Here is a 17480-nt window from a genome sequence, read left to right on the forward strand (position 1 = left end):
ATTCAGGCCGCTTTCTTCCGCGTTGTCACCTTCTCGATGCGCTTCTCGTGATTGCCCTTGATCATGCGATGCACATAGACGCCCGGCAGGTGGATGTGATCGGGATCGAGCGTGCCCGCTTCCACGATCTCCTCGACCTCGACGACGCAGGTCTTGCCGCACATGGCCGCGGGCGGATTGAAGTTGCGCGCGGTCTTGCGGAACACGAGATTGCCCGTCGTGTCGGCTTTCCAGGCCTTCACGATGGCCAGATCGGCGAAGATACCCCGCTCGAGGATGTAATGCTCGCCGTCGAACTCCTTGACCTCTTTGCCCTCGGCGATCTGCGTGCCGTAGCCGGTCTTGGTGTAGAAGCCCGGAATGCCCGCACCGCCTGCACGCATCCGCTCCGCGAGCGTGCCCTGGGGTGTGAATTCCAGCTCCAGCTCCCCCGAGAGGTACTGGCGCATGAATTCGGCGTTTTCGCCCACATAGGACGAAATCATCTTCTTGACCTGACGTGTCTGCAGAAGGATGCCGATGCCGAAATCGTCGACGCCTGCATTGTTGGACGCGAAGGTCAGATCCTTGACACCGGATTGCTTGATCGCCTCCAGAAGCAGCTCGGGAATGCCGCAGAGGCCGAAGCCCCCGGCCGCAATCAGCATGTCGTCATGCAACAGACCCTCGAGCGCCTCGGCTGCGGAATTGTAGACTTTCTGCATGGAAGTCATCCCTCTGAAGCGTGATTTTCATCTTGTTGTGGCGGCGTGCCGACGCGAAGTCAATGCGCCCGCCGGACTTGGCTTTTCCGGGCGGGATACCGCGCCGGTGAGCGGGTGAAACCGCGCCAATTTCCCCCGGCCGAAACCGCGAAACAGCGCAATTTTCTCGAGCAGCGCGCGCCCGTGCGGCGATACGCGGCCAGACCCGAAAGGGCCGCCGCGCATATCGCCCGTGCCGCTATTCCTTCGCGGCGGGCTTTTTCGCCGCGGGCTTTTTGGCGGCAGGCTTTTTTGCCGCAGGCTTCTTGGCCGCCGCCTTCTTCTTGGGCGCGGCCTTCTTCTTGCCCTTGCCGGACTTGGCCTCTTTCTCGGCGATCAGTTCCACCGCCATGGCGACGGTCACATCCTCGGGCTGAACGTCCTTGGGCAGGGTCGCGTTGACCTTTTCCCACTTGATGTAGGGCCCGTAGCGCCCGTCCATCACGTTCATCGCGCCGCCCGCTTCGGGATGCTCGCCCAATTCCTTGAGCGCCTTGGCCGCGGCCCGTCCCCCGCCGCGCTTGGCGGCCTTTTCGGCCAGCACGTCGACGGCGCGGTTGATGCCGATCTCGAAGACCTCATCGACCTCCTTGAGGTTCGCGTAAAGCTTGCCGTGCTTCACGAAGGGCCCGTAGCGGCCGATGCCCGCCTCGATGGGCTCGCCATCTTCGGGATGCTTGCCCACCTCGCGCGGCAGAGAAAGGAGCGTCAGCGCTTTCTCGAGATTCATGTCGTCCGGCGACCAGCCCTTGGGCAGCGACGCGCGTGGCGGCTTCTTGTTCTCTTCAGTCACCTCGCCGCGCTGCACGTAAGGCCCGAAACGCCCCGACCGGAGCGAGATCTCATCGCCCTGATCCTCGCCCAGAACCCGGTCGCCCTGTTCGGCGGCATCGCCCCCGATGGGCCGGGTGTAGCGGCATTCGGGATAACGCGAACAGCCGACGAACCCGCCAGAGCGCGAGGTCTTGAGGTGCAGGCTACCCTCCCCGCACAAGGGACAGAGGCGCGGATCGCTTCCGTCCTCCTTCGGCGGGTAGAGCTGCGGCGCCAGCGCGTCATCCAGCACATCCAGCACTTCGGCGATGCGCAGCTCCGACGTCTCGGCAATGGCCGCCGAGAAATCGCGCCAGAACTTCGCCAGCAGTTCCTTGTAATCCCCCTCGCCCGCCGAGACATCATCGAGCTCGGCCTCGAGCGCCGCGGTGAAATCGTATTCCACGTAGCGCTTGAAGAAGTTCAGAAGGAAGATCGTGACGATCCGGCCTTTATCCTCCGGGAAGAGTCGGTTCTTGTCCTTGCGGACATATTCGCGATCCTGGATCGTCGAGATGACGCTGGCATAGGTCGAGGGACGCCCGATGCCGAGCTCTTCCATCTTCTTGACCAGCGTCGCCTCGGTGTAGCGCGGCGGCGGCTGGGTGAAATGCTGCTCGGGCGTGACGCCCTCCTTGGCGGTCTTCTCCCCTTCCATGATCTGCGGCAGGCGCTTGTCATCATCATCGACGACATCGTCGCGGCCTTCCTCGTAGACCCGCAGGAAACCGTCGAACAGCACGACCTGGCCGGTGGCGCGCAGGCCCACCTCGCCGTCGCGGCTGCCGATCTCGACGGTGGTGCGTTCAAGCCGCGCGGCCTCCATCTGGCAGGCCAGCGTGCGCTTCCAGATCAGGTCATAGAGCTTTTTCTGGTCCGCATCGCGCAGCCCGAGGCTGTCGGCATCCTTGGTCATGTCGGTCGGGCGGATACATTCATGCGCTTCCTGCGCATTCTTGGCCTTGTTCTTGTAGATCCGCGGCGAGGACGGCACGTATTCCGGCCCAAACCGGTCCTTGATCGCGTCGCGCGCCTCGCTCACCGCTTCGGGGGCCATGTCGATGCCGTCCGTCCGCATGTAGGTGATGTGCCCCGCCTCGTAGAGACGCTGGGCGGTCGACATGCAGATCTTGGCGCCCATTCCGAACTTGCGGCTGGCTTCCTGCTGCAGCGTAGAGGTCATGAAGGGGGCCGAGGGGTTGCGATTGGCGGGCTTGGCTTCCACCGAGGTAACCGACAGGTCGCGGCTGGTGATGGCCTGCACGGCCATTTCGGCCTGTGTCTCGTTCTCCAGATCGTATCGGTCGAGCTTCTTGCCCGAGAGGCTGACGAGACGTGCCTCGAAGACCTGCCCGCGCGGCGTTTTCAGCTGCGCTTTGACCGACCAGTATTCGCGCGCCCGGAAGGCCTCGATCTCCATCTCGCGCTCGACGATGAGACGAAGGCACACCGATTGCACCCGGCCTGCCGACCGCGCGCCCGGCAATTTCCGCCACAGCACCGGCGAGAGGTTAAACCCCACGAGGTAATCGAGCGCCCGACGCGCCAGATACGCCTCCACGAGCGGCGCGTCGATGTCGCGCGGGTTGTTCATCGCCTCGGTCACCGCGTCCTTGGTGATCGCGTTGAAGGTCACGCGGCTGACGGCGGTGTCCTTCTTGATCGAGCGGCGCTTGGTCAGCGCTTCCTTGAGGTGCCACGAGATCGCCTCGCCCTCGCGGTCGGGGTCCGTCGCGAGGATGAGCGCGTTGTCGTCCTTCAGCGCATCCGCGATCGCCTTGACGTGCTTGCGGCTGTCATTTGCGATCTCCCAGGTCATGTCGAAGCCGTTATCCGTATCGACCGATCCGTTCTTCGGCGGCAGATCCCGGACGTGACCATAAGAGGCCAGCACCGTGTAATCGGAGCCCAGATACTTATTGATCGTTTTGGCCTTGGCGGGGGACTCGACGACGACAACGGGCATGAAAAAACCTCTGAAAAGACGGGGCAGATATGGCCGCGCTGGACGTGGGGTGCAAGGAGGCAATGTCAAACCACGGCCCTTGCGGCGCGTGTTGCGGGCGAAAAAGAGCCCGCAGATCCGGGACCTGCGGGCTCTGTCATCGCTGTACCGGCGCCCGAAAATGCGGGCGGCCGACTACAAATCAGTCTTAATCGTCTTCCGAGAAGTCCGGCTCGAGCACGCTGTCGACCGGCTCGATATCGCCCGAAACAAGGTCGTCATCGTCGGAGGGAGCCACGACAGGGCGTTCGCCGATGATCGTGCCGTCCTTGGCGTAGATCGGCGTCGTCGATGCGGCCATCGGCTGCGGCTCTTCCTGCTGGGCACAAGCTGCCAGCGTCAGGGCGGAAGCGGAGATCAGGGCGAGCGTCTTGAAAGTCATAGTATCATGTCCTCGTTTCACGTTCTCAGTGTCCGGTCGCGGTATCGACCGTGTTGCTGGCGAAAGAGGCTAAGGCGATCCTAACCGGCATCAACCAAAGCGCGGAAAGAAGGCATGTTTGCAGAAATGAAAGGGAACCTTTTGCCAAGTCCATGAAGCTGCAGTGGTTTATCGCCCAAGGGGCAGGCCGATTTCTGTACACCATCCGGTCTGTTCGGCAGGGCTTTGGCCGCCTGGACCACGAAAAAACGCGCCGCACAGATATGCGACGCGCTCGATAGTCCAAGGTTTTCAGCCTGTCAGCCTGACCCCCTGAAGGTCTTAGTCTTCCTCAACCGGCGCCATCACCGTCGGGCGGTAATCGACGACCGTACCATCCTTGGCGAGGATCGGATCCACGGTGATTTCGACGGTGAAGACCTCTTCCGCACAAGCGGAAAGGCCGAGCGTCGCGGCGAGCAGCAATGCGACTTTTTTCATTGTATGTCCCGTTATCTGTTAAAATTTTCCGAGATCTGCAGCAATCCGGCGTGTGGAAAAGTCTAAAGCACATGCCTTGGCGCGCAAGGCTTCGCATCAATTACGCATTGTAGAGGGCTGTTTTTGTTTCTCTTGGGCAACGCGACGACATGAATTAAGCGCAATGTTGCGGCCTCGGCGTCGCATCATGCCTCTTTGAGCGCGAGCATCCCCCCCGGTGCGCGAGCGATTCGACCGTCGAGTTCAAGATCCGTCAGCACAGGCCCGATCTGTCCCAGCGGATGCCCCAGATCACGAATGAGCTGATCTTCGGCAATCGGCGACGGGCCCAGCCTTTGCAGTATCTGGCGATGCAGATTTGCAATCTCGCGCAGGGGCGGCGCTGCTGGCACCGACGGTTGCGCCACCTCTGATGGCGGACGCAGATCGCGTGCCGCCCGCAGGCGCGCGCCATGCGCTGTGTTCGCCGGGCTGTCCGACAGGTTCAAAGCTTCCTGCACGTCCCGGCTGCCGCGCACCAATTGCGCGCCGTCGCGGATCAGCGCATTGCAGCCCCCCGCTCGCGCGTCGAACGGATGCCCCGGCACGGCCATCACGTCGCGCCCCTGGTCGAGGGCTGCGCGGGCCGTGATCAGCGAGCCGGATTTGAGCGCCGCCTCCACGACGATGACGGCGCGCGCGAGGCCCGAAATCAGCCTGTTCCGCATGGGAAAATGCCTTGCCTTCGGGGCCAGCGTCATGGGCTGCTCGCTGATCCGAAGCCCGCCCGCCGCGACGATATCCTCGGCTAGCCGCGCGTTTTCCTGCGGGTAGAGCACATCGACCCCGCCGCCCATCACGGCGACCGTACCGGTCCCGATCGATGCGGCATGGGCCGCGGCATCGACACCGCGCGCGAGGCCCGAGACCACGACCATGCCCTGCGCGCCCAGATCGGTCGACAGGGATCGCGCCATGCGCAGCCCCAGCGAGGAGGCGTTGCGCGCGCCGATCACCGCGACGAGTGGGCGTTGCAGAACGGCCGTGTCGCCAACAGCCCAGATCATCGGCGGCGCATCGTCAAGATCGTTCAGACCCGCAGGATAATCCGTCTCGCCCTGGAAGATCAGCCGCGCCCGCGCCGTGCGGCCTGCGCGCAGTTCCGCGGCCACGAGGCCTTCGGGACAGATGTGATAATCGGAAAGCCCGGCACCGCGCGCCACATCGGGCAAGGCATCGAGTGCCGCCCGCGCGCTGCCATGCTCCGCCATGAGCCGGAGGTAGGTGGCAATGCCCACCCGGCGGGAGCGCAAGAGACGGAGCCGGTCAAAACGGTCGTCTTCCGTGGTGGGTGGGATTGGGGGGTGAGTGGAAGAAGGATGGTCTTCGGCCATTCGCCCGTCCCCGTCTGCTTGCAGAATCAGGTATAGGGCACGCGGCGTTAACAAGCCCTTAAGGGCAGCGGCATCAATGCGGCGGGCCTGCGAAAATCTTGCGGCGGCCCGCCACGAGCGCGCGGGTCTCAGCCCTGCGCGCCGCCCACCGTCAGCCCTCCGATCAGAACGGAGGGCTGGCCCACGCCCACCGGCACCCATTGACCCTGCTTGCCGCAATTGCCCATGCCCGGATCGAGCGCCATGTCATCGGCGAGCCCGCGGATGTGCTGCAGCGCGGTGGCGCCGTCCCCGATCAGCGTCGCGCCCTTCACCGGAGCGCCCACCTTGCCGTTCTTCACGCGGTAGGCCTCCGTGCAGGAGAAGACGAACTTGCCGTTGGTGATGTCGACCTGCCCGCCGCCGAAACCCACGGCGTAGATGCCGTCCTTCAGCTCCGCCACCAGGTCCTCGCGCTTGGCGGTCCCGCCCAGCATGTAGGTATTGGTCATTCGTGGCATAGGGATATGCGCATAGCTCTCGCGCCGCCCGTTGCCCGTGGGCTCCACCCCCATCAGCCGCGCGTTCTGGCGGTCCTGCATGTAGCCCACGAGGATGCCGTCCTCGATCAACACGTTCTTGCCCGAGGGCGTGCCCTCGTCATCCACGGTGATCGACCCGCGCCGGTCGGGGATCGTGCCATCATCAAGCACGGTCACACCCGGTGCCGCCACGCGCTGCCCCATGAGACCCGCGAAGGCAGAGGAGCCCTTGCGATTGAAATCCCCCTCGAGCCCGTGCCCCACCGCCTCGTGCAGCAGGATGCCGGGCCAGCCGGGGCCCAGAACGATGTCCATGACGCCCGCAGGTGCGGCCTCGGCCGAGAGGTTCATCAGCGCTATACGCAAGGCCTCCCGCGCCTTGGCTTCCCAATCCGCGCGGTCCACGAGACCGTCGAGCAGGACGCGCCCGCCGCCGCCCGCCGTGCCGCTTTCGCGGCGGCCATTCTCCTCGACGATGACGCTGATGTTCAGCCGGGTCATGGGCCGCGTGTCGCTGACCACGCCGCCATCGGCACGCAGGATGGTCACTTCCTGGATCGACGCACCAAGCGAGGCGGACACCTGCACGACGCGCGGATCGAGATCCCGAAGGAAGGCGTCGATGTCGCGCAGGGTCTCCAGCTTGGCGGGGAAGCTCAGACCCGCGATCGGGTCCGCATCGGTATAGAGCCTGCGATTCGTGGGCTGGGGGGCCGGTGCCATCACTCCGCCCCCGTCGCCGATGGCCAGCCGCGCCGTTTCGCCCGCGCGGGCCAGTGCGGCCTCGGAAATCTCGGTCGAATGGGCGTAGCCTGCGACCTCGCCCTTCACGGCCCGCAGACCGAAGCCCTCGGAGGCGTCGTAATTGGCCGCCTTCACGCGGCCATCGTCGAAAACCACGCCCTCGCTGCGTTTACGCTCGAAAAAGAGCTCGCCATCCTCCGCGCCCTCAAGCGCCTGGCGCAGACGCGACAGGGCGGCGTCACGGTCGAGATGCGTCTCTAGCGGGCGGAACGGCGCGTCTGACATGGTGGGTCCTTCTTTGGTCGGATTGAGCGAAAGCGGCTCTTTGCCGCAAGCATCCATCTTTATCTGGATGTAAGAATATGGTTTGAAGCGTCGCAGAGACAATCCGGGGATTCCATTGCATACCGCAGAATGCGGCGCGAACCCCGACCGACGCTGGAACGACAGAACCGATCAAGGTGACATATGCGACTTAAAACGATGCTCCTAGGCCTGCTTGCGGCCACCTTTGCCGCACCGGCCTTCGCCCAGAGCGACGAGGTTGTCGGCGCCCCCTCCGCCGGCGCCATGGGCTTTCAGCCCGCCGTAACCGAACTGGCGCGGGACCTGCAATGGCTCGACGGGATGATCAACATCATCATCACCGCGATCGTTCTGTTCGTGCTCGGCCTGATCCTGTGGTGCATCGTGCGCTACAACAAGAAGGCCAACCCGACACCCGCGGCCTTCACGCACAACACGCCCGTGGAGATCGCCTGGACGCTGGTGCCGATCCTCGTGCTCGTTTTCATCGGCGCCTTCTCGCTGCCGGTTCTCTTCAAGCAGCAGGAAATCCCCGAAGGCGACGTCTTCATCAAGGCGACCGGCTACCAGTGGTACTGGGGCTACGAATACCCCGAAGAGGGCTTCTCCTTTGACAGCTACATGATCGGCTCGCCCGCGACCGGCGGCGACAATTCCTATAATGAGGAAGTCGAGATGCAGCTTGTGGAGGCCGGTTACGAGCCCGAGCACTTCCTGCTCGCCACCGACACCCAGGTCGTCGTGCCCGTGGGCAAGACCGTCGTGGTGCAGGTCACCGGCGGCGACGTGATCCACTCCTGGACCATCCCGGCCTTCGGCGTGAAGCAGGACGGCATCCCGGGTCGTCTGGCGGAACTGTGGTTCGAAGCCGAGCGTGAAGGCATCTATTTCGGCCAGTGCTCCGAGCTCTGCGGCATCGCGCATGCCTACATGCCGATCACCGTGAAAGTGGTCAGCGAAGAGGAATACGCCCAGTGGCTGGAGCAGATGCGCGAGGAATACGCCTCGAACGAAGCTGCACCCGCCACGGACGCGCCGATCCAGATCGCTTCGGCCGAGTGATCTGATCCCAAGATCCGGAGCGGCGCGGGATCCCTCGCGCCGCCCCCTTCCCCTCCGACCCTTCGAGTGCCTGAATGACCGACGCATCGCTGCAAACCGCCTATGAGGACGAACCGCAATTCAGCGACTATTTCGCGCTGCTGAAGCCGCGCGTGATGACGCTTGTGGTGTTCACGGCCTTTGTCGGCCTGCTGGCCGCACCGGTCGGCGTGCATCCCTTCGTCGGTTTCTGCGCGATCCTGTTCATCGCGATCGGCGGTGGCGCCTCCGGCGCGCTCAACATGTGGTGGGATGCGGATATCGATTCGGTGATGCGCCGCACGTCGAAGCGCCCGATTCCCTCGGGCCGCGTCACCGGCGACGAGGCGTTGGCCATCGGCTTGGCCCTGTCGGTCTTTTCGGTGGTGTTCCTAGGCCTCGCGACCAACTGGGTCGCTGCAGGCCTCCTGGCCTTCACCATCTTCTTCTATGCCGTGATCTACACGATGTGGCTGAAGCGCGCGACGCCGCAGAACATCGTCATCGGCGGTGCGGCAGGCGCCTTCCCCCCGATGATCGGCTGGGCCGCGGCCACGGGCGGCGTTTCCGTTGAATCGGTGCTGATGTTCGCGCTGATCTTCATGTGGACGCCCCCGCATTTCTGGGCGCTCGCCCTCTTCATGCGCTCCGACTACGACGATGCGGGCGTGCCGATGCTGACCGTGACCCATGGCCGCCCGGCCACGCGACGTCACATCCTGATCTACACCGTTCTGCTGGCCGCACTGGCGCTCGCGATGGGCGTGACCGCCGTTGCAGGCCCGGTCTACCTCGCCTCCGCGCTGGTGCTGAACGCGCTGTTCCTCAAGGGCGCCGTCCAGATCTGGCGCCGCGATGAGGACATGGCCGAGGCGGACAACTACCTCGTGGAGCGCAAGTTCTTCAAACTGTCGCTGCTCTATCTCTTCGCACATTTTGGCGCGATCCTCGCCGATCAGGCGCTGGCGCGCGTCGGACTGACCTGGGAGGTCTTCCTATGAGCCTCACGCATAAACACGAAATTCACACCCGCCGGTTCAGCCGCAACCTGGGCGTCGGCCTGACGCTCGTGGCACTGATCGGTATCGTCTTCGGCCTGACCTTCGTGAAGGTCACACGCGGCGATTTCGAGGTGCCGCGCGCCAATTCCACGATCATCGGAGATCAGTGATGGCGATGGACGCAAAGACCAAGACCGTGACCCAACTCGTCGGCGTGGCGACCTTCATGGGCGCCATGGCCTGGGCGTCCGTGCCGCTCTACGACTGGTTCTGCGCGGTCACCGGCTATGGCGGCACGACCGGAACGGCCACGGCGTCGTCCGAAACGGTGCTCGACCAGGAAATCACCGTGCGCTTCGACGCCAACACGGAAAAAGGCTTCGGCTGGGAATTCCGTCCGATGCAGACCGAGATGACGGTCAAGATCGGTGGCGACGGGCTGGCCTTCTACGAGGCCTATAACCCGACCGACCGGCCCATTGCGGGTCAGGCGGGCTACAATGTCGCGCCCTTCATCGCGGGCAGCTACTTTTCCAAGGTGCAGTGCTTCTGCTTCGAGGAGCAGGTGCTGATGCCCGGTGAGCGGGTCGAGATGCCCGTGAACTTCTTCGTGGACCCCTCCATCATCGAGGATGCCGACGCGAAGAACCTCAAACATATCACGCTGTCCTACACATTCTACGAAATCGACCTGCCGGAAGACGTGGCAGCGGTTGACGCGGATACCGGGGCCGGCGAGACCGAAACAAACTAATCAAACGCGAAAGCGAGCGAGGGAATAAACATGGCGCACGCGAAAAATCACGACTACCACATCCTGAACCCCTCCATCTGGCCGTTCCTCGGGGCGGTGTCGGGCTTCGTCATGCTTTTCGGCGCGGTGCTCTGGATGAAGGACAGCGGCCCGTGGCTGTTCCTCATCGGCCTCGTGGGCGTCCTATACGTGATGTTCGCCTGGTGGTCGGATGTCATCGCCGAAAGCCAGGTGGGCGATCACACGCCCGTCGTGCAGATCGGCCTGCGCTACGGCTTCATCCTGTTCATCATGTCCGAGGTGATGTTCTTCTTCGCCTGGTTCTGGTCGTTCTTCAAACACGCCATGTACCCGATGGGCCCCGAAAGCCCCGCCGTGGACGGTGTCTGGCCGCCCGCGGGCATCGAGACCTTCGACCCCTGGCACCTGCCGCTGATCAACACGCTGATCCTGCTCTGCTCGGGTGCGGCGGCGACCTGGGCGCACCACGCGCTCGTGCACGAGAACAACCGCAAGGACATGAAGAACGGCCTGATCCTTGCCGTCGTGTTGGGCCTGATCTTCACGGTCTTCCAAGCCTATGAGTACAGCCACGCGGCCTTCGGCTTCTCCGGCAACATCTACGGCGCCAACTTCTTCATGGCGACGGGCTTCCACGGCGCGCATGTGATCATCGGAACGATCTTCCTGTTCATCTGCCTCCTGCGCCTGCAGCGCGGCCACTTCACGCAGACCAAGCACGTGGGCTTCGAGGCGGCTGCCTGGTACTGGCATTTCGTCGACGTCGTGTGGCTGTTCCTCTTCGCAGCGGTCTACGTCTGGGGCGGCTAAGCTTCTACGGCAGGTGGGTTTTCACCCACCCTACGCCAGCGAGATCCTCGCAGCGCCCGGTCCCTTGGCCGGGCGTTCGCATGTCCGGGATTTGGCTTTCGTCGAACACATTCCAACGCGCACTGCCTGCGTAGGGTGGGTGAAAACCCACCGCCCCGACCAACGCCGCAACGCCCTCCATTGAACCCGCTGGCGCCAGACGATAGATGATCCTCCAGCCAAACAAGCGGATTCCGCCCGACCCCATGCGCTTCATCGCCCCCCTTCTCTTCGGTCTGATCGGCTGTGCCATCCTGATCTCGCTCGGGACCTGGCAGGTGCAGCGCCTTGCCTGGAAAGAGGGCATTCTGGCCGAGATCGAAGCCCGCATCGACGGCGCGCCTGAACCGCTGCCGACCGTGATCGCGCCCAGCGACCAGCGCTACCAGCCCGTGGCTCTCAGCGGCACGATCGATGAGGGCGAGGTGCATGTGCTGGTCTCGACCAAGGCGCAGGGTGCCGGCTACCGGATCATCGCGCCCTTCACGACCGACGATGGCCGGACCATTCTGCTCGACCGTGGCTATGTCCCGAACGAGGCCAAGAGGCAGGAGCGCCGCACAGGCAAGACCACGATCACCGGCAATCTGCACTGGCCCGATGATCGCACCTCCTCGACCCCCGAGAACGACCGCGACGCAAATATCTGGTTCGCCCGCGATATCGGCGCGATGGCCGATGCACTGCAAACCGAACCGCTTCTCGTGATCGCCAAGGGCGAAACCCCGCCCGCGCCCACGATCCAGCCCCTGCCCGTGTCGATCACCGGCATCCCCAACGACCACCTGCAATACGCGATCACATGGTTCTCGCTCGCCGCGATCTGGGCGGGTATGACTGTGTTCTACATCGCCCGCACGCGCAAAACCGCGAAAGGCTCCGCCACATGAAATACGTCTCGACCAGGGGGCAGGCCCCCGCGCTCGGCTTCGAGGAGACGATGCTGTCGGGCCTCGCCCGCGACGGCGGCCTCTATGTGCCCGAGACGATCCCGCAGATGTCCCACGCCGATATTCGCGCGCTCCATGGCCTGCCCTACGAGGAAGTCGCTTACCGCGTGATGCGCCCCTTCGTGGGCGATGCCTTCGATGATGCCACCTTCATGCGCCTCATCGAGAACGCCTATGCGAGCTTCGGCCACGACGCCCGCGCGCCGCTGGTGCAACTGGCACCCGGCCATTTCCTGGCAGAGCTCTTCCACGGGCCGACCCTGGCCTTCAAGGACTTCGCGATGCAGCTCATCGGCCAGATGTTCGAAGAAGCGCTGAAGCGTCGCGGCGACCGCGTCACCATCGTGGGCGCGACCTCAGGCGATACCGGATCCGCGGCGATCGAGGCGTTCCGGGGCCTCGATGCGGTCGATGTCTTCATCCTTTATCCCCATGGCCGCGTCTCGGACGTGCAGCGCCGCCAGATGACCACACCGACGGAAAGCAACGTCCACGCCATCGCGCTCGACGGGCATTTCGACGATTGTCAGGCGCGTCTGAAGGACATGTTCAATCATTTCGAGTTCCGCGACGCGGTGCGGCTCGCTGGCGTCAACTCGATCAACTGGGGCCGCGTGCTGGCCCAGGTGGTCTATTTCTTCACCTCCGCCGTGGCGCTCGGTGCACCTGACCGGAAGGTCAGCTTCACCGTGCCCACGGGCAATTTCGGCGACATCTTCGCGGGCTATATCGCCAAGCGCATGGGCCTGCCCATCGACAAGCTGGTGGTCGCCACCAACCAGAACGACATCCTGCACCGCTGCCTGTCGACGGGCGATTACAAGACCGACAAGGTCGAACCCTCGATCTCGCCTTCGATGGATATCCAGGTCAGCTCCAACTTCGAACGCGCGCTCTTCGACGCCTACGGGCGCGACGGCGCGGCCATCGCCCAGCTCATGGACGAGTTGAAAGCGGGCGGCTTCCACGTCAGCCAAGGCGCGCTCGAGAAACTGCGCGAGGATTTCACCTCTGGCCGCGTGTCGGAAGACGAAACCCTTGCCATGATCACCCGCGCGCACAAGACGATGGGCGAGCTGCTCTGCCCGCACAGCGCCATCGGTGTCCACGTAGCCGAGCGGCATCTCGACCCCGCCGTGCCGATGGTCACGCTCGCCACCGCGCATCCCGCGAAATTCCCCGACGCGGTCGAAAAGGCGTCCGGCATCCGCCCACCTCTTCCTGCGCGCATGGCCGATCTCTTCGACCGGCCCGAGCGCATGACCCGCGCCGAGAACGACCTCACCAAGCTTGAAACCCTCATCAAGGAGCGTATCGCCCTTTGACCTCCCGCATCACCACGCTGCCCAACGGCTTCCGCATCGTCACCGAACACATGCCGCACCTGAAATCCGCAGCCCTCGGCATCTGGGTCTCGGCGGGCGGTCGGCATGAGCGCGAGACGGAAAACGGCATCGCGCATTTCCTCGAACATATGGCCTTCAAGGGCACGGCCTCCCGCTCGGCTCTGAAGATCGCCGAGGAGATCGAGGATGTGGGCGGCTACATCAACGCCTATACATCGCGCGAGACCACGGCCTATTTCGCGGGCGTGCTGGAGCCTGACGTGCCCCTCGCGCTGGAACTCATTGCCGATATCCTCCGCAACCCCGTCTTCGACCCGCGCGAGATCGAGACCGAGCGCCACGTGATCCTGCAGGAGATCGGTCAGGTCCGCGACACGCCCGACGACATCATCTTCGACTGGCTGCAGGAGACATCCTATCCCGGTCAGGCCATCGGCCGGTCGATCCTCGGCCCCTCAGCCAATGTCTCGCGCTTTGCAAAATCCGATCTCGCGGCCTTCGTGGACGAACATTACGGCCCCGATCAGCTGATCCTGTCGGCGGCCGGCGCTGTCGATCACGACCGGATCGTCAAACAGGCCGAAGCACTCTTCGGAGACATGGCGCCGCGCGCCTTCCGCGAAGCCGACCCCGCGCAATTCGGTGGCGGTGAGGTCCGCGAGACCCGCGCGCTTGAACAGGCGCATTTCGCGCTGGCGTTTGAGTCCCCCGGCTACCGCGCGCCCGAATTCTATCCCGCGCAGATCTATTCGACCGTGCTCGGCGGCGGAATGTCCTCGCGGCTGTTCCAGGAGGTGCGCGAAAAACGCGGCCTCTGCTACACGATCTTCGCCACCTCCGGCGCCTATGCCGACACGGGCACCACGACGATCTATGCAGGCACATCCGCGGACGAAGTCCCTGCCCTCGCCCACCTTGTCATCGACGAGATGAAGCGCGCGGCCTCCGACATCCGCAGCGAAGAGCTCGACCGCGCCCGCGCACAGCTCAAGGCCGGGCTTCTGATGGGACTCGAGTCGGCCTCCGCCCGTACGGAACGGCAGGCCCGCATGGTGCAGATCTGGGGCAAGGTCCCGCCGCTCGAGGACACCGTCGCCCGGATCGACGCCGTCACCCTCGAAGATGTCCGCATCTTTGCGGAAAACCTCGCGACGCGCGCGCCTGCAGCCATGGCACTTTACGGCCCGGTCTCGGACGCGCCCAGCCTTGACGATCTGAACGCCGCCCGCGCCGCCTGATGCTGAACCGCCGCCGGAAACTGAAGATCGAGACCGAGCGGCTGACGCTGCGCCCGCCCGTGCACGGTGATTTCAACGCCTGGTCGGCGCTGCGCCAGGACAGCCGCGAGTTCCTCACCCCGTGGGAGCCGACCTGGGCAGGCGATCACCTGACACGGCGCGCCTTCACCAACCGCGTCTACTGGGCGAACCGCTCGATCTCGGGCGGCGCGGCGGTGCCGGTCTTCCTTATCCGGCGCGAAGATCAGTCGCTTCTGGGCGCGCTCACCCTCGACAATATCCGCCGGGGGCCCGCGCAATCGGGCACGATGGGCTATTGGATCGGCGCGCCCTTCGCGCGGCAGGGCTATATGCGCGAGGCGATCGAGGCGATGGTGCACTACGCCTTCGAGCGTCTGGACCTGTCGCGGATCGAAGCCGCCTGCCTGCCTGAGAACGTGGCATCTCGCGGTCTTCTGGAACGCTCAGGCTTCAAGTACGAGGGCGTGGCGCAAAGCTACCTGCAGATCAACGGCCGCTGGCGCACCCATGTCCTTTACGCGGCCCTGCGCCTCGACCGTCGCGGCAAGACGCAAGTCGGCTAGGCCGCAGCCCCGCCAAAGGTCCCGGCCGGCGCAGGCGCCACGCGCCTGCAACATGACCGGCGTGCGGAGCCTAAGCTCCGCACACATCCAGATCACGTTGCCTTTCGCTGCAAGGCGGCACATTCTGGACCCATGCAGCTTTACCTCCCCATCGCCGAAGTTTCGGTCAACCTGATCCTCCTCTTGGGGCTCGGTACGCTGGTCGGCATGCTGTCGGGGATGTTCGGCGTGGGCGGCGGCTTTCTGATCACGCCGCTCTTGTTCTTCATGGGCATTCCCCCCGCCGTGGCGGTGGCCACCGGCGCCAACCAGATCGTCGCCTCCTCGGTCTCGGGCGTTATGGCGCATCTCAAACGCCGCACGGTCGATCTGCGCATGGGCGTGGTCCTGCTCGCAGGCGGGCTCGTGGGCTCGGGCTTCGGCGTCTGGGTGTTCAATTTCCTGAAGGAGCAGGGTCAGGTCGATCTGCTCGTGCGCCTCGCCTACGTGATCTTCCTCGGGATCATCGGCGGGCTGATGTTCGTCGAAAGCGTCAACGCGATGCGCCGCTCGAAATCCGGCGGCAAGCGCAAGAAGCGGCACAGCCATGTCTGGGTGCACGGCCTGCCCTTCAAGATGCGCTTCCGCGCCTCGGGGCTCTATATCTCGGCCATTCCGCCCCTTCTCGTTGGTGCAGCGGTGGGCGTTCTGGCGGCGATCATGGGCGTGGGCGGCGGCTTCATCATGGTGCCCGCGATGATCTACCTTCTGGGCATGCCCACGAAGGTTGTGATCGGCACGTCGCTCTTTCAGATCATCTTCGTGACCGCCTTCACCACGCTTCTCCATGCCACGACCACGCAGACCGTCGACATCGTTCTGGCCGTGGCGCTCATTGCCGGCGGCGTTCTGGGTGCGCAGGTGGGCGCTGTCGTGGGCTCCAAGCTCAAGGCGGAGCAGTTGCGCATCCTTCTCGCCTCTCTCGTCCTCGCGGTCTGCTTCAAGCTCGGCCTCGATCTGTTCCTGACCCCGGACGAGCTTTACGTTATCACGGAGGCCGGATGATGCGCCGCCTTCTGGCCCTTGCCGCGATGCTTCTGGCTGCTGCCCTGCCCGCAAAGGCGGCCGAGGACGTGGTCCTCGATCTCAGCCAGGACAGCGTCTCGATCTCCACCAATTTCGACGGCTCCGACCTTCTGATCTACGGGGCAGTGAAACGCGAAGACGCGATCCCGGACGACAGTACGCTCGACGTCGTCATCACGGTGGAGGGGCCCTATGTGCCGCTCACGGTCTACCGCAAGGCGCGCGTCCTGGGCGTCTGGGTCAATACCGATGCGGTCGAGGTCGACCTCGCCCCGTCCTTCTACGCCGTGGCCACGACGCGGCCCTTCGGCGAGGTGCTCAGCAATGTCGAGGACCTGCGCCACCACGTCTCCATCCCGCGCGCGATCCGGTCGGTGGGCGCGCCGGTGGAGGTGGAGAATGCGCAGGTCTTCACTGATGCCGTAATCCGCATCCGGGAGGCCGGAGGGCAATACCGGCTCAACGATGGCGCGGTATCGGTCCGCGAACAGACGCTTTTTTCCACTCGCGTGCAATTGCCCGCGAACCTGACCGAGGGCACCTACCAGACCCGCATCTTCCTGACCCGGGAGGGCCGCGTCGTAGGCCAGATGGCGCGCGATATCGAGGTGCGCAAGATCGGGCTTGGCCGCTGGCTCTACAATCTCTCGCAGGGCCAGCCGCTGCTCTACGGCCTTCTGGCGGTGGTGATCGCCCTCGTCGCGGGCTGGACTGCCTCCGCCGTCACGCAACTTCTGAGGTCCTGATGCCGCGCACGCCGCCGCCCCTCCGCGCCGATTTTCCCGCCTTCGTGCCGCTGCAGACGCGCTGGAACGACAATGACGAATACGGCCATCTCAACAACGCCACCTATTTTGAGCTCTTCGATACCGCGATCACCTATTGGCAGATGGAGAACGGCATCAATGTCCGCGGCCCCGATGCCTGGCGCTTCGTGGTGGTCGAGAACGGCTGCACCTATTTCCGCGAGGTGGGCTTTCCCGACGCGCTGAGCGCAGGCCTCAGGATCGCGCGTCTGGGCGGATCGTCCTACCGGATCGAGGTCGGGCTATTCCGCGAGGGCGAGGAGGAGGCCGCAAGCCTCGGCTTCTTCGTCAACGTGCTGACCGGCGCGGATACCCGCCCGACGCCCATTCCGGGCGATCTGCGCGCGCGGCTGTCCCGCATCGCGGTGCCCGAGGCGGCAGGAGGCTGAAACCCGTCCCTGTGATCGGCATTTCATGGT

The 17480-nt window shown here is 64.5% G+C and carries 18 protein-coding genes; 12 read left to right on the forward strand and 6 right to left on the reverse strand.

Features of this window, described 5'->3' with window-relative positions; translation table 11 throughout:
* Positions 1 to 2 precede the first annotated feature (2 nt).
* The 6 genes from FIV09_RS14660 to tldD all read right to left on the reverse strand — a co-directional run bounded on the left by FIV09_RS14660 (position 3) and on the right by tldD (position 7346).
* Entirely contained in the window at positions 3 to 704 is a 702-nt protein-coding gene (locus FIV09_RS14660) for a CoA transferase subunit A (protein ID WP_152450988.1), read from the reverse strand.
* Positions 705 to 942: 238 nt separating this feature from the next.
* Positions 943 to 3522 carry a type I DNA topoisomerase gene (gene topA / locus FIV09_RS14665; RefSeq protein WP_152450990.1) on the reverse strand — a complete coding sequence of 860 codons (2580 nt, stop codon included), beginning with the start codon at positions 3520 to 3522 and terminating at the stop codon, positions 943 to 945.
* Positions 3523 to 3709: 187 nt separating this feature from the next.
* The gene (locus tag FIV09_RS14670; protein ID WP_152450992.1) at positions 3710 to 3943 is read right to left on the reverse strand and encodes a hypothetical protein; all 234 of its coding nucleotides are present in this window, start codon (positions 3941 to 3943) and stop codon (positions 3710 to 3712) included.
* Between the two features lie 321 nt (positions 3944 to 4264).
* Complete coding sequence (locus tag FIV09_RS20470; protein WP_172975744.1) at positions 4265 to 4423, reverse strand: hypothetical protein; 159 nt, start codon at positions 4421 to 4423, stop codon at positions 4265 to 4267.
* 185 nt (positions 4424 to 4608) lie between these two features.
* Entirely contained in the window at positions 4609 to 5796 is a 1188-nt protein-coding gene (gene dprA / locus FIV09_RS14675; RefSeq protein WP_152450994.1) for a DNA-processing protein DprA, read from the reverse strand.
* A gap of 128 nt (positions 5797 to 5924) precedes the next feature.
* Positions 5925 to 7346 carry a metalloprotease TldD gene (tldD, locus tag FIV09_RS14680; protein ID WP_152450996.1) on the reverse strand — a complete coding sequence of 474 codons (1422 nt, stop codon included), beginning with the start codon at positions 7344 to 7346 and terminating at the stop codon, positions 5925 to 5927.
* A 183-nt stretch (positions 7347 to 7529) separates the two neighbouring features.
* On the opposite strand from tldD, the gene coxB reads away from it, so the two are divergent.
* The 12 genes from coxB to FIV09_RS14735 all read left to right on the forward strand — a co-directional run bounded on the left by coxB (position 7530) and on the right by FIV09_RS14735 (position 17450).
* On the forward strand, positions 7530 to 8429 hold the full coding sequence (coxB, locus tag FIV09_RS14685) for a cytochrome c oxidase subunit II (RefSeq protein ID WP_152450998.1): 900 nt from the start codon (positions 7530 to 7532) through the stop codon (positions 8427 to 8429).
* A gap of 74 nt (positions 8430 to 8503) precedes the next feature.
* Positions 8504 to 9448: a heme o synthase gene (gene cyoE / locus FIV09_RS14690; RefSeq protein ID WP_152451000.1), complete on the forward strand. Its 945-nt coding sequence runs from the start codon at positions 8504 to 8506 to the stop codon at positions 9446 to 9448.
* A complete protein-coding gene (locus FIV09_RS20475; RefSeq protein WP_172975745.1) occupies positions 9445 to 9618 on the forward strand; it encodes a hypothetical protein in 174 nt (57 codons plus the stop codon). The genes cyoE and FIV09_RS20475 overlap by 4 nt, the downstream gene beginning before the upstream one ends.
* On the forward strand, positions 9618 to 10202 hold the full coding sequence (locus FIV09_RS14695; protein ID WP_152451002.1) for a cytochrome c oxidase assembly protein: 585 nt from the start codon (positions 9618 to 9620) through the stop codon (positions 10200 to 10202). Before FIV09_RS20475 ends, FIV09_RS14695 begins: the two co-directional genes overlap by 1 nt.
* Before the next feature lie 30 nt (positions 10203 to 10232).
* Positions 10233 to 11033: a cytochrome c oxidase subunit 3 gene (locus tag FIV09_RS14700; RefSeq protein WP_152451004.1), complete on the forward strand. Its 801-nt coding sequence runs from the start codon at positions 10233 to 10235 to the stop codon at positions 11031 to 11033.
* Between the two features lie 206 nt (positions 11034 to 11239).
* Positions 11240 to 11962, forward strand: coding sequence for an SURF1 family protein (locus FIV09_RS14705; RefSeq protein WP_254702239.1), 723 nt, complete (start codon positions 11240 to 11242; stop codon positions 11960 to 11962).
* Entirely contained in the window at positions 11959 to 13347 is a 1389-nt protein-coding gene (gene thrC / locus FIV09_RS14710) for a threonine synthase (protein ID WP_152451006.1), read from the forward strand. The genes FIV09_RS14705 and thrC overlap by 4 nt, the downstream gene beginning before the upstream one ends.
* On the forward strand, positions 13344 to 14606 hold the full coding sequence (locus FIV09_RS14715) for a pitrilysin family protein (RefSeq protein WP_152451008.1): 1263 nt from the start codon (positions 13344 to 13346) through the stop codon (positions 14604 to 14606). Before thrC ends, FIV09_RS14715 begins: the two co-directional genes overlap by 4 nt.
* On the forward strand, positions 14606 to 15190 hold the full coding sequence (locus FIV09_RS14720) for a GNAT family N-acetyltransferase (protein ID WP_152451010.1): 585 nt from the start codon (positions 14606 to 14608) through the stop codon (positions 15188 to 15190). Before FIV09_RS14715 ends, FIV09_RS14720 begins: the two co-directional genes overlap by 1 nt.
* A 132-nt stretch (positions 15191 to 15322) precedes the next feature.
* Complete coding sequence (locus FIV09_RS14725) at positions 15323 to 16234, forward strand: sulfite exporter TauE/SafE family protein (RefSeq protein ID WP_152451012.1); 912 nt, start codon at positions 15323 to 15325, stop codon at positions 16232 to 16234.
* Positions 16231 to 17001, forward strand: coding sequence for a TIGR02186 family protein (locus FIV09_RS14730; RefSeq protein ID WP_152451014.1), 771 nt, complete (start codon positions 16231 to 16233; stop codon positions 16999 to 17001). The genes FIV09_RS14725 and FIV09_RS14730 overlap by 4 nt, the downstream gene beginning before the upstream one ends.
* Positions 17001 to 17450 (forward strand): thioesterase family protein, encoded by a 450-nt coding sequence (locus tag FIV09_RS14735; protein WP_152451016.1) that lies wholly within the window; start codon positions 17001 to 17003, stop codon positions 17448 to 17450. Before FIV09_RS14730 ends, FIV09_RS14735 begins: the two co-directional genes overlap by 1 nt.
* Positions 17451 to 17480 lie beyond the last annotated feature (30 nt).

The organism is Roseivivax sp. THAF197b, assembly GCF_009363255.1.
Classification (GTDB): domain Bacteria; phylum Pseudomonadota; class Alphaproteobacteria; order Rhodobacterales; family Rhodobacteraceae; genus Roseivivax.